General features: G+C 64.5%; 10 protein-coding genes and 1 pseudogene. 9 read left to right on the top strand and 2 right to left on the bottom strand.

Translation table 11 applies throughout. The features are described 5' to 3' along the window. Nucleotides 1-41: 41 nt before the first annotated feature. The 9 genes from mdh to lpdA all read left to right on the top strand — a co-directional run bounded on the left by mdh (nt 42) and on the right by lpdA (nt 10849). On the top strand, nt 42-1010 hold the full coding sequence (gene mdh / locus C7441_RS21715) for a malate dehydrogenase (RefSeq protein WP_109614655.1): 969 nt from the start codon (nt 42-44) through the stop codon (nt 1008-1010). A gap of 10 nt (nt 1011-1020) precedes the next feature. Next, complete coding sequence (gene sucC / locus C7441_RS21710; protein ID WP_109614654.1) at nt 1021-2217, top strand: ADP-forming succinate--CoA ligase subunit beta; 1197 nt, start codon at nt 1021-1023, stop codon at nt 2215-2217. Between the two features lie 4 nt (nt 2218-2221). Then, a complete protein-coding gene (sucD, locus tag C7441_RS21705) occupies nt 2222-3124 on the top strand; it encodes a succinate--CoA ligase subunit alpha (protein ID WP_019170753.1) in 903 nt (300 codons plus the stop codon). A gap of 128 nt (nt 3125-3252) precedes the next feature. After that, nucleotides 3253-6243, top strand: a complete 2991-nt coding sequence (locus tag C7441_RS21700) for a 2-oxoglutarate dehydrogenase E1 component (RefSeq protein WP_109614696.1) — start codon at nt 3253-3255, stop codon at nt 6241-6243. Between the two features lie 33 nt (nt 6244-6276). After that, entirely contained in the window at nt 6277-7548 is a 1272-nt protein-coding gene (gene odhB / locus C7441_RS21695; RefSeq protein WP_109614653.1) for a 2-oxoglutarate dehydrogenase complex dihydrolipoyllysine-residue succinyltransferase, read from the top strand. A 144-nt stretch (nt 7549-7692) separates the two neighbouring features. Then, nucleotides 7693-8121, top strand: a complete 429-nt coding sequence (locus C7441_RS21690; RefSeq protein ID WP_019170750.1) for a VOC family protein — start codon at nt 7693-7695, stop codon at nt 8119-8121. A gap of 46 nt (nt 8122-8167) precedes the next feature. Beyond that, nucleotides 8168-8671, top strand: a complete 504-nt coding sequence (locus C7441_RS21685; RefSeq protein ID WP_109614652.1) for a hypothetical protein — start codon at nt 8168-8170, stop codon at nt 8669-8671. Beyond that, nucleotides 8668-9423 (top strand): SDR family oxidoreductase, encoded by a 756-nt coding sequence (locus C7441_RS21680; protein ID WP_109614651.1) that lies wholly within the window; start codon nt 8668-8670, stop codon nt 9421-9423. The genes C7441_RS21685 and C7441_RS21680 overlap by 4 nt, the downstream gene beginning before the upstream one ends. Nucleotides 9424-9445: 22 nt before the next feature. Beyond that, nucleotides 9446-10849 (top strand): dihydrolipoyl dehydrogenase, encoded by a 1404-nt coding sequence (lpdA, locus tag C7441_RS21675; protein WP_109614650.1) that lies wholly within the window; start codon nt 9446-9448, stop codon nt 10847-10849. Between the two features lie 166 nt (nt 10850-11015). Here the strand turns inward: lpdA and msrA are convergent, their stop codons facing one another. Together msrA and C7441_RS21665 are read right to left on the bottom strand one after the other, a co-directional pair. Continuing rightward, nucleotides 11016-11627 (bottom strand): peptide-methionine (S)-S-oxide reductase MsrA, encoded by a 612-nt coding sequence (msrA, locus tag C7441_RS21670; RefSeq protein ID WP_109614649.1) that lies wholly within the window; start codon nt 11625-11627, stop codon nt 11016-11018. A 96-nt stretch (nt 11628-11723) separates the two neighbouring features. Continuing rightward, a pseudogene (locus tag C7441_RS21665) lies at nt 11724-11878 on the bottom strand (IS630 family transposase); the annotation flags it as partial.

Here is an 11878-nt window from a genome sequence, read left to right as displayed (position 1 = left end):
TTTTCATCGCATCGGGTCACAGCAAAGGGAAATTTCCTCACATGGCACGCAACAAGATAGCCCTCATCGGTTCCGGCATGATCGGCGGCACGCTCGCCCATCTGATCGGTCTCAAGGAACTTGGCGACGTCGTTCTGTTCGACATTGCGGAAGGTCTTCCGCAGGGCAAAGGGCTGGACATCGCCGAATCCTCGCCCGTTGACGGTTTTGACGCGAGCTATGTCGGCGTCAACGACTATGCCGGCATCGAGGGCGCGGATGTGTGCATCGTCACCGCAGGCGTGCCGCGCAAGCCGGGCATGAGTCGCGACGATCTGCTGGGCATCAACCTCAAGGTCATGGAGCAGGTCGGCGCCGGCATCAAGAAATATGCCCCGAACGCCTTCGTCATCTGCATCACCAACCCGCTCGACGCCATGGTCTGGGCGCTGCAGAAGTTCTCGGGCCTGCCCAAGAGCCATGTGGTCGGCATGGCCGGCGTGCTCGACTCCGCCCGCTTCCGCTACTTCCTGGCCGAGGAATTCAAGGTTTCGGTCGAGGACGTTTCGGCCATGACGCTCGGCGGCCACGGCGACGACATGGTGCCGATGGTGCGCTACTCCACCGTTGGCGGCATCCCGCTGCCGGACCTCGTCAAGATGGGCTGGACCAGCCAGGAGAAGCTCGACGCCATCGTGGAGCGCACCCGCAAGGGCGGCGGCGAGATCGTCGGCCTGCTCAAGACCGGCTCGGCCTACTACGCCCCGGCCGCCTCGGCGATCGCCATGGCCGAGAGCTACCTGAAGGACAAGAAGCGCGTCCTGCCCTGCGCAGCCCATCTCAGCGGCCAGTACGGCCTCAAGGACATGTATGTCGGTGTCCCGGTGGTGATCGGCGCCAACGGCGTCGAGCGCATCATCGAGATCGACTTCAACAAGGCTGAAGAGAAGATGTTCGAGAAGTCCGTCGACGCGGTGAAGACGCTCTGCGAAGCCTGCGTGGCGATCGCTCCGAACCTCGGCAACAAGTAAGGGTCGGCCGATGAACATCCATGAATATCAGGCCAAGGCGCTGCTGAAGGGTTTCGGCGCACCGGTGGCCGAAGGTGTGGCCATCTTCAACGCCGGTGAGGCGGAAGCCGCGGCCAAGAAGCTGCCCGGACCGCTTTACGTGGTGAAGAGCCAGATCCATGCCGGCGGTCGCGGCAAGGGCAAGTTCAAGGAACTGCCCGCCGATGCCAAGGGCGGCGTGCGCCTGGCCAGGTCGATCGACGAGGTCGTCGCCTTCACGAAGGAAATGCTCGGCAACACGCTGGTGACCAAGCAGACCGGCCCGGCCGGCAAGCAGGTCAACCGCCTCTATATCGAGGATGGCGCCGACATCGCCCGCGAACTCTATCTGTCGATCCTCGTCGACCGCACCGTCGGCCGTGTCGCCTTCGTGGTCTCCACCGAGGGCGGCATGGACATCGAGCAGGTGGCGCATGACACGCCCGAGAAGATCGTCACCGTGGCGATCGACCCGGAAGCCGGCGTCACCGCCGCCGACGTGGCGGCGCTCAACGCGGCGCTGGAGCTCACGGGCGAGGCGGCAAGCGATGGCGAAAAGCTGTTCCCGACGCTCTACAAGGCCTTCGTCGAGAAGGACATGAGCCTGCTTGAGGTCAATCCGCTGATCGTCATGACCGACGGCCGCCTGCGGGTGCTCGACGCCAAGGTGTCGTTCGACAACAACTCGCTGTTCCGCCATGCCGACATTCTCGAGCTGCGCGACACCACCGAAGAGGACGAGAAGGAAATCGAGGCGTCGAAATACGACCTCGCCTATGTCGCCCTCGACGGCGATATCGGCTGCATGGTCAACGGCGCGGGCCTTGCCATGGCCACGATGGACATCATCAAGCTCTACGGCGCCGAGCCCGCCAACTTCCTCGATGTCGGCGGCGGCGCTTCCAAGGAGAAGGTCACGGCGGCGTTCAAGATCATCACCGCCGATCCGGCCGTGAAGGGCATTCTCGTCAACATCTTCGGCGGCATCATGCGCTGCGACGTCATCGCCGAGGGGGTGGTCGCCGCGGTGAAGGAGGTGGGCCTCAAGGTTCCGCTGGTCGTGCGCCTGGAAGGCACCAATGTCGAACTTGGCAAGAAGATCATCGACGAGAGCGGGCTGAACGTCATTTCCGCCGACGACCTCGACGACGCCGCCAAGAAGATCGTCGCGGCGGTGAAGGGAAACTGAGCTGATGTCCATTCTCATCGACAAGAACACCAAGGTTCTGGTTCAGGGCCTCACCGGCAAGACCGGAACCTTCCACACCGAGCAGGCGCTTGCCTATCACGGCACGCGGATGGTCGGCGGCATCAACCCCAAGAAAGGCGGCGAGACCTGGGAAGGCTCGAAGGGCGAGACCCTGCCGATCTTCGCCTCCGTTGCCGAGGGCCGGGAGAAGACGGGCGCCGACGCCAGCGTCGTCTACGTGCCGCCGGCAGGCGCGGCCGCCGCGATCATCGAGGCGATCGAGGCCGAGATCCCGCTGATCGTGTGCATCACCGAGGGCATCCCGGTCATGGACATGGTCAAGGTCAAGGCCCGGCTCGAAAAGTCGAAGTCGCGCCTCATCGGCCCCAACTGCCCCGGCATCGTCACCCCCGACGAGTGCAAGATCGGCATCATGCCCGGCAATATCTTCCGCAAGGGTTCGGTGGGCGTTGTCTCGCGCTCGGGCACGCTTACATATGAGGCGGTGTTCCAGACCACCAATGCCGGCCTTGGCCAGACCACGGCGGTCGGCATCGGCGGCGATCCGGTGAAGGGCACGGAGTTCATCGACGTCCTGGAAATGTTCCTGGCCGACGACGCGACCAAGTCGATCATCATGATCGGCGAGATCGGCGGCTCGGCGGAAGAAGACGCCGCGCAGTTCCTCATCGACGAGGCCAAGCGCGGCCGGAGCAAGCCGATGGCCGGCTTTATCGCCGGACGCACCGCCCCTCCCGGACGCACCATGGGCCATGCCGGCGCAGTGATTTCCGGCGGCAAGGGCGGCGCGGAAGACAAGATCGCGGCGATGGAAGCCGCGGGCATTCGCGTGTCGCCTTCGCCCGCGCGGCTCGGCACCACGCTGGTCGAGGCGATCAAGGGATGAAGTGAATTGTGAATTGTGAATGGTGAATGGACATCACCCGGAGTCTCGAGGCCGATGCCATTCACCATTGACCATCCACTGTTCACCATTCTTGAAAAGGAGGCGGGGGCAGACCCCGCATGAGAAAAATGGCACGGCAAGATCAGGCCAACGATCAGTTTTCCCTCACTTCGTTTCTCTATGGCGGCAATGCCGACTATATCGACGCGCTTTATGCTGCCTATGAGAACGATCCGTCTTCCGTCGATCCCGAATGGCAGGATTTCTTCGCGTCGCTGAAGGATGATGCGGCCGATGTGAAGAAGAACGCGCGGGGCGCTTCCTGGGCGCGGGCCAACTGGCCGCTGCAGGCCAATGGCGAGCTGGTTTCGGCGCTCGACGGCAATTGGGCGCTGGTCGAAAAGACGATCGAAAAGAAGGTGAAGGACAAGGCCGCCGCCAGGGGCGAGGCGCTGTCCGACATTGACGTCATGCAGGCGACCCGCGATTCCGTGCGCGCCATCATGATGATCCGTGCCTATCGCATGCGTGGCCATCTCCATGCCAAGCTCGATCCGCTCGACATCGCCAATCCGATCGAGGACTATGACGAGCTGTCGCCGTCGTCCTACGGCTTCACCGAGGCCGATTACGACCGCAAGATCTTCATCGACCGCGTGCTGGGGCTGGAATATGCGACCATCCGCGAGATGCTCGACATCCTCCAGCGCACCTATTGCTCGACGCTCGGCGTCGAGTTCATGCACATCTCCAACCCCGAGGAAAAGGCCTGGATCCAGGAACGCATCGAGGGGCCGGACAAGGGCATTGCCTTCACCTCCGAAGGCAAGAAGGCGATCCTGCACAAGCTGATCGAGGCCGAGGGCTTCGAGCAGTTCATCGACGTCAAGTACAAGGGCACCAAGCGTTTCGGCCTCGACGGCGGTGAATCGCTGATCCCGGCGCTGGAGCAGATCGTCAAGCGCGGCGGCCAGCTCGGCATGAAGGAGATCGTGTTGGGCATGGCCCATCGCGGCCGTCTCAACGTGCTCTCCCAGGTCATGGGCAAGCCGCACCGCGCCATCTTCCATGAATTCAAGGGCGGTTCTTTCGCGCCCGACGATGTGGAGGGCTCCGGCGACGTGAAGTACCATCTGGGCGCTTCCTCCGACCGCGAGTTCGACGGCAACAGCGTGCACCTGTCGCTGACCGCCAACCCCTCGCATCTGGAAATCGTCGATCCGGTGGTGATGGGCAAGGCCCGCGCCAAGCAGGACCAGCTTCACCACCGCACGCCGCGCCACGAGATCGTGCCGCTGGAGGAGCGCGCCAAGGTGCTGCCGCTGCTGATCCATGGCGACGCCGCTTTCGCCGGGCAGGGCGTGGTTGCCGAAATCCTCGGCCTGTCGGGCCTGCGCGGCCACCGCGTTGCCGGCACGCTGCATTTCATCATCAACAACCAGATCGGCTTCACCACCAATCCGCGCTTCTCGCGCTCTTCGCCCTATCCGTCGGACGTGGCCAAGATGATCGAGGCGCCGATCTTCCATGTGAACGGCGACGATCCGGAAGCCGTGGTCTTCGCGGCCAAGGTGGCGACCGAGTTCCGCATGAAGTTCCACAAGCCGGTGGTGATAGACATGTTCTGCTATCGCCGCTTCGGCCACAATGAGGGCGATGAGCCTGCGTTCACGCAGCCCATCATGTACCGCAACATCCGCGTCCATAAGACGACGGTGCAGCTCTATGCCGACAAGCTGATCGCCCAGGGGCTGGTCAGCGAAGCCGAGGTCGACGCGATGCGCGCCGAGTGGCGCGCCACGCTGGAAGCCGAGTTCGAGGCGGGCCAGTCCTACAAGCCCAACAAGGCCGACTGGCTGGACGGCGCATGGTCGGGCCTGCGCGCCGCCGACAATCAGGACGAGCTGCGCCGCGGCAAGACCGCCGTGCCGGTCAAGACGCTGAAGGAGATCGGCAAGAAGCTGACCGACATTCCGGCCGGCTTCGAGGCGCACAGGACCATAGGCCGCTTCCTCGACGCGCGCCGCAAGATGATCGAATCGGGCGAAGGCCTCGACTGGTCGACCGCTGAGGCGCTGGCCTTCGGCTCGATCCTGCTCGACGGCAACCCGATCCGCCTGTCTGGCCAGGACTCCGAGCGCGGCACCTTCTCGCAGCGCCATTCGGTGCTCTACGACCAGCGCGACGAGAACCGCTACATTCCGCTCAACAACCTCTCGCCCGCGCAGGCGAACTACGAGGTCATCAACTCCATGCTGTCGGAAGAAGCCGTGCTCGGCTTCGAATATGGCTACAGCCTTGCCGACCCGAAGGCGCTGACCCTGTGGGAAGCCCAGTTCGGCGACTTCGCCAACGGCGCGCAGGTGGTGTTCGACCAGTTCATCTCGTCGGGCGAGCGCAAGTGGCTGCGCATGTCGGGCCTCGTGTGCCTGCTGCCGCATGGCTATGAGGGGCAGGGGCCGGAGCACTCGTCGGCGCGCCTGGAACGCTTCCTGCAGCTCTGTGCGGAAGACAACATGCAGGTCGCCTACTGCACGACGCCGGCCAACTACTTCCACATCCTGCGCCGGCAGCTCAAGCGCGACTTCCGCAAGCCGCTGATCCTGATGACGCCGAAGTCGCTGCTGCGCCACAAGCGCGCGGTCTCGACGCTGGCCGAGATGTCGGGCGAAAGCTCGTTCCACCGCCTGCTGTGGGACGATGCGCAGTATCTCAAGGACCAGCCGATCAAGCTGCAGAAGGATTCCAAGATCCGCCGCGTCGTGCTGTGCACCGGCAAGGTCTATTACGACCTCTACGAGGAGCGCGAGAAGCGCGGCATCGACGACATCTACCTGCTGCGCGTCGAGCAGCTCTACCCGTTCCCGGCCAAGGCGCTCATCACCGAGCTGTCGCGCTTCCGCAATGCGGAGATGGTATGGTGCCAGGAAGAGCCCAAGAACATGGGTGCGTGGTCGTTCATCGACCCGTATCTGGAATGGGTGCTGGCCCATATCGACGCCAAGCATCAGCGCGTGCGCTACACCGGCCGGCCGGCCGCCGCTTCGCCGGCTACCGGCCTGATGTCGAAGCACCTGGCCCAGCTCCAGGCGTTCCTCGACGATGCGCTCGGCGAATAGTTTTCAGATCAAGAAACGGATAGGCAAAGAAAAATGGCTACCGAAATCCGCGTCCCGACCCTCGGCGAATCCGTCAGCGAGGCGACCATCGGCAAATGGTTCAAGAAGGTCGGCGACGCCATTGCCGTCGATGAGCCACTGGTCGAGCTCGAAACCGACAAGGTGACGATCGAAGTGCCGGCGCCCGCCGCCGGCACGCTGTCGGAAATCGCCGCGCCGGAAGGCGAGAATGTCGGCGTCGGCGCCATTCTCGGCACCATCGCCGAGGGTGCGGGCGCTGCCGCCAAGCCGGCCACGAAGCTCGAGGCGGTCGCGCAGGCGGCCGGTGCTGCCGGTGCCGCCACCGTCAGGGAAGCGGCGGAGAAGACCGCCAGCATCGCCGGCGAAGGTCCGGTCGAGGAACGCAAGATGCCGCCGGCCCCTTCGGCCGCTAAGCTGCTCGCCGAAGCCAATCTGTCGGTCGATCAGGTGGCGGGCTCGGGCAAGCGCGGGCAGGTGCTGAAGGGCGACGTGCTTGACGCCGTCGCCAGGGGCATCACGGCTCCGGCCGCCACGCCGGCTGCGGCCCCCGCCGCCGCGCGTGCGCCGTCCTCGGGCGCCGACGAGGTGCGCGAGGAGCGCGTGCGCATGACTAAGCTGCGCCAGACCATCGCGCGCCGCCTGAAAGATGCGCAGTCGACCGCCGCCATGCTGACCACCTTCAACGAGGTGGACATGAAGGCGGTGATGGACCTGCGCGCCAAGTACAAGGACGTGTTCGAGAAGAAGCACGGCGTGAAGCTCGGCTTCATGGGCTTCTTCACCAAGGCCGTGACGCATGCGCTGAAGGAAATCCCGGCCGTCAACGCCGAGATCGACGGCACCGACATCATCTACAAGAACTACGCCCATATCGGCGTGGCGGTGGGCACCGAGAAGGGCCTCGTCGTGCCGGTGGTGCGTGACGCCGACCAGATGTCTATCGCCGAGATCGAGAAGGAGATCGGCCGCCTGGGCGTGGCCGCGCGCGACGGCAAGCTCTCGGTCGCCGACATGCAGGGCGGCACCTTCACCATCTCCAATGGCGGCGTCTACGGCTCGCTGATGTCGACGCCGATCCTCAACGCGCCGCAGTCGGGCATTCTCGGCATGCACAAGATCCAGGAGCGCCCGATGGTGGTCGGCGGCCAGATCGTCATCCGCCCGATGATGTATCTGGCGCTCTCCTACGATCACCGCATCGTCGACGGCAAGGAGGCCGTGACCTTCCTGGTGCGCGTGAAGGAAAGCCTGGAGGACCCGGAGCGTCTGGTTCTGGATCTCTGAGATCCGTTTTTCCACGAACGCGGATGCCTTGTGACGCAAGGCATCCGCGCTTGCGTATCCCGAAACGGCGCATGGCTCTCTTGCGCAAAACCGATTTCGGTTTGCGGAGCCATGCGTTAGGCTGCCGCCGAAAGGAGCGGACCCATGGCCTTCGAACCGAACATTCCCCCCATTCAGGTGCATCTGTGCGTCAAGGGCGGCCGCGAGGCCATCGCCTTCTATGAAAAGGCGTTCGACGCGGTCGAAACCTATGAGCAGATGGCCGAGGACGGCGAGCGCGTGCTGCATGCCAATCTCTCCATGTTCGGCTCGGAAGTGATGCTGCATGACGAGTTCCCCGAATTTTCCAGCGACGTGCTGTCGCCGCTCAGCCGCGGCGGCGCGGGGCTGACCATCAACATCAACCTGCCAAAGCCCGGCGATGTCGATCACGCCGTCGAGCAGGCGGTGGCGGCCGGAGCCGCCGTCACCATGCCGGCCGATGATATGTTCTGGGGCGCGCGCTACGCCAAGATCACCGATCCCTTCGGCCATGTCTGGGCCTTCAACGCGCCGCTGGAGCAGCAGCCGTGAAGCCGGGCATCGTGCCTTCCGCGCGACAGCGGCTTTGAGGGGACGCATGGCCGGCCTTTGCCCGCATTTCGTCTCGGCGGCGGTTCCGGTGTTGCTGGCGGCGACCGCGTCCGCGCAGGCCGCCTGCCCGATGGAACTGGCCGTCTATGGTGACCGCGACAAGGCCGCAACCGTCGATTTCACGCCACGCGGGGAAGGGGCGGCGATCACCAACCAGTTTCGCATGGCGCTCGACAAGGGTGTCGTGCTGGACGGCCTCGTCATGTGGACCGACGACGTTGAGCGGCCCAACGGCATGCTGATGTACAAATGTCCGGAAGGCGACGTCACCGGCGAGGAGCTTGAAGCCTGCACGGTATGGCAGGGCGTCATCTATTCCGCCGACAAGTCGGGCAGGATCGGGCTCCTGCCGGCCGAGCGCGCCGATGCGCCCGAGACATTGATCTTTCCCGACCTGGCCTATTCGCTGCGCTTCTCGTCGGCCTATGGCGAAGGCGGGTTCTCCAGGCTGCCCTGGGACGTGTTCACCCTGCAGGGGTGCCAGGAATGAGCGGCGCGGCAAGGGTTCTGCTGGTGACGGGCGGCGGACGCGGCATCGGCGCGGCCATTTGCCGGCTGGCCGCCAAGGCCGGCTACCGCGTGGCGGTCAACTACGTTTCCAACGAAGCGGCGGCAGCGGCACTGGTGCGCGAGATCGAAGCCGAAGGCGGCAAAGCCTTCGCCGTGAAAGGCGATGTCGGCAGCGAGGCCGATGTGCTGGCCATGTTCGCGGCCGTCGATGCGCGCTTCGGACGGCTCGACGCACTGGTCAACAATGCCGGCGTGGTCGACGCCAGGGCGCGCGTGGACGAGATGAGCGCGGCACGGCTGGAGCGCATGATGCGCATCAACGTCATCGGCTCGATGCTGTGCGCCCGCGAGGCGGTGAAGCGCATGTCGACGCTGCATGGCGGCACGGGCGGGGCGATCGTCAACGTCTCTTCGGCCGCCGCGCAACTCGGTTCGGCGGGCGAATATGTCGACTACGCCGCCTCCAAGGGCGCGATCGACACTTTCACCATCGGGCTTGCCCGAGAGGTCGCCACGGAGGGCGTGCGCGTGAGCGCCGTGCGGCCGGGCATCATCGATACCGAAATCCATGCCTCCGGCGGCCAGCCGGATCGCATAGCGGCCATTCGCGGCCTCGTGCCGATGAAGCGCGAAGGCAAGGCCGAGGAGGTCGCGGAGGCCGTGCTCTGGCTTTTGTCGGACAAGGCATCCTATGCGACAGGCGCAATCTTGAACGTGAGCGGCGGACGCTGACATCAGCTAGAAGGAAGACGAAATGGCTTATGATGTGGTGGTGATCGGATCGGGACCCGGCGGCTATGTGTGCGCCATCAAGGCAGCCCAGCTCGGCCTCAGGACGGCCGTGGTCGAAAAGCGCGAGACCTTCGGCGGCACCTGCCTGAACATCGGCTGTATCCCCTCCAAAGCGCTGCTGCATGCCTCCGAAATGCTTGCCGAGGCGCAGCATTCCTTCGACACGCTGGGCGTCGAGGTGGAACCGAAGCTCAATCTTTCGAAGATGATGGCGCACAAGGACACCACCGTCTCGGCCAATGTCAACGGCGTCGGCTTCCTGTTCAAGAAGAACAAGATCGACAGTTTTCGCGGCACCGGCAAGGTGGTTGCGGCCGGCAAGGTGGCGGTCACGGCCGAGGACGGCAAGGTCGAGGAGATCGAGGCGAAGAACATCGTCATCGCCACCGGCTCGGACGTCGCCGGCATTCCGGGCGTGAAGGTCGAGTTCGACGAGAAAGTCATCGTTTCCTCCACCGGCGCGCTGTCGCTGCCCAAGGTGCCGGAGACGCTGGTGGTTGTCGGCGGCGGCGTCATCGGGCTGGAGCTGGGGTCGGTCTGGGCGCGCCTGGGCGCCAAGGTCACGGTGGTCGAATATCTCGACACCATTCTCGGCGGCATGGACGGCGAGGTGGCCAAGCAGTTCCAGCGCATGCTGGCCAAGCAGGGCATCGCCTTCAAGCTCGGCTCTAAGGTAACGGGCGCGGCCAAGGGCAAGAAGGGCGCTTCGGTGACATTCGAGCCGGTGAAGGGCGGCGATGCCGAAACCATCGAGGCCGATGTCGTGCTGGTGGCGACCGGCCGCAGCCCCTACACCGAGGGTCTCGGCCTCAAGGAAGCAGGCGTGGAGATGGACGAGCGCGGCCGCGTCAGGACCGACGGCCATCTGCGCACCAACGTGCCGGGCATCTATGCCATCGGCGACGTGGTGGCCGGCCCCATGCTGGCACACAAGGCCGAGGACGAGGGCGTGGCGGTTGCCGAGATCATCGCCGGCCAGGCCGGCCACGTGAACTATGACGTCATCCCGAGCGTCGTCTATACGAGCCCTGAAGTGGCTTCCGTCGGCAAGACCGAGGAGGAGCTGAAGAAGGCCGGCATCGACTACAAGGTCGGCAAGTTCCCCTTCACCGCCAATGGCCGCGCGCGCGCCATGCTGCACACCGACGGTTTCGTGAAGGTGCTGGCCGACAAGGCCACCGACAAGGTGCTCGGCGCGCATATCGTCGGCTTCGGCGCCGGCGAGATGATCCACGAGGCGGTAGTGCTGATGGAGTTCGGCGGCTCGGCCGAAGACCTCGCCCGCACCTGCCACGCGCATCCGACCATGTCGGAAGCGGTGAAGGAGGCGGCACTCGCCACCTTCTTCAAGCCGATCCATATGTGATTGCCGACAGCTTCGGCTGATGTGAAAACGGGCGCCCGCGTGGCGCCCGTTTTTGTTTGGAACCTGGAGCGGTTCCTGTTTGCGATTCGTTGGAACCGGGCCGTCCGTTGTTTTTACGCATTTGCGGGCGCAAGGCCGCTTCGCATTTTTGCTGGAAATGCTCTGGTCAGTGCCCCGCCTCCATGCCGTGATAGGCGGTCGCCCCCCAGACCCGCTCGACCTGCGCGTCGCGGCCGCAGCCGACGCGATAGTTCGAGTAGCGGACCGGGTTCTTCCGCGCATAGTGCTGGTGATAGTCCTCCGCCGGCCAGAAGGTCGGCGCCATCGCGATCTCGGTGGCGAGGGGTTGCTTCAGCTGGGTCGCGGCCACCGCCTTGGACTTCGTGGCCAGCGCCAGTTGCTCCTTGCCGGTGGCATAGATCGCGGTCGTGTAGCTGTGGCCGCGGTCGCAGAACTGGCCGCCGCGGTCGGTCGGATCGATCGAATGCCAATAGGCGTCGAGCATCTGCGCATAGCTGATCCTGGTGTCATCGAACTCGATCTTGACCGCCTCGCGGTGGCCGGCGTTTTCGTGATCCTCATAGGTGGGATGGTCGCTGGTGCCGCCGATATAGCCGGCCGTCATCGAGATCACGCCCGGCACATGGCCAAAATCGCTTTCGACCGACCAGAAGCAGCCGCCGGCGAAGATGGCGGTCTGCGCCTTCGCCAGCGCAACACCGTCGGGTAAGGTGAAGGCGATCACGGCCGCCCCGGTTGCGAGGATGTGGCGAAACATGGCTCGTTCCTCCTGCCTCCACCAGTAAAGGATGGGCGGCAGGATTGGAAATCAAGCCGGAACACGCTCGCGTGAGCGTATGCGTGCTAGAGTCCTTCACGTTTTGACGGAAGCGTATCCGGCGTTTGCGAGATAGTTTTGGCATTCGTCAGCTTTGATGGTTGTTACGAGGTGTCCGACCTGGCGCCAGGTGTCCTCGATAGTTCGCTTCTGGGCCATTCGCATCCAATGCTTGATTTTAGCGAAGGCCT

Origin of the sequence: Pseudaminobacter salicylatoxidans (genome assembly GCF_003148475.1) — a bacterium.
Classification (GTDB): domain Bacteria; phylum Pseudomonadota; class Alphaproteobacteria; order Rhizobiales; family Rhizobiaceae; genus Pseudaminobacter; species Pseudaminobacter salicylatoxidans.
This window is presented reverse-complemented; position numbering and strand designations above follow the sequence as displayed.

Excerpts from the sequence above, each read along its gene's own strand:
- mdh (WP_109614655.1), top strand. The coding sequence starts at position 42 with ATGGCACGCAACAAGATAGCCCTCATCGGTTCCGGCATGATCGGCGGC.
- sucC (WP_109614654.1), top strand. The coding sequence starts at position 1,021 with ATGAACATCCATGAATATCAGGCCAAGGCGCTGCTGAAGGGTTTCGGC.
- sucD (WP_019170753.1), top strand. The coding sequence starts at position 2,222 with ATGTCCATTCTCATCGACAAGAACACCAAGGTTCTGGTTCAGGGCCTC.
- C7441_RS21700 (WP_109614696.1), top strand. The coding sequence starts at position 3,253 with ATGGCACGGCAAGATCAGGCCAACGATCAGTTTTCCCTCACTTCGTTT.
- odhB (WP_109614653.1), top strand. The coding sequence starts at position 6,277 with ATGGCTACCGAAATCCGCGTCCCGACCCTCGGCGAATCCGTCAGCGAG.
- C7441_RS21690 (WP_019170750.1), top strand. The coding sequence starts at position 7,693 with ATGGCCTTCGAACCGAACATTCCCCCCATTCAGGTGCATCTGTGCGTC.
- C7441_RS21685 (WP_109614652.1), top strand. The coding sequence starts at position 8,168 with ATGGCCGGCCTTTGCCCGCATTTCGTCTCGGCGGCGGTTCCGGTGTTG.
- C7441_RS21680 (WP_109614651.1), top strand. The coding sequence starts at position 8,668 with ATGAGCGGCGCGGCAAGGGTTCTGCTGGTGACGGGCGGCGGACGCGGC.
- lpdA (WP_109614650.1), top strand. The coding sequence starts at position 9,446 with ATGGCTTATGATGTGGTGGTGATCGGATCGGGACCCGGCGGCTATGTG.
- msrA (WP_109614649.1), bottom strand. The coding sequence starts at position 11,627 with ATGTTTCGCCACATCCTCGCAACCGGGGCGGCCGTGATCGCCTTCACC.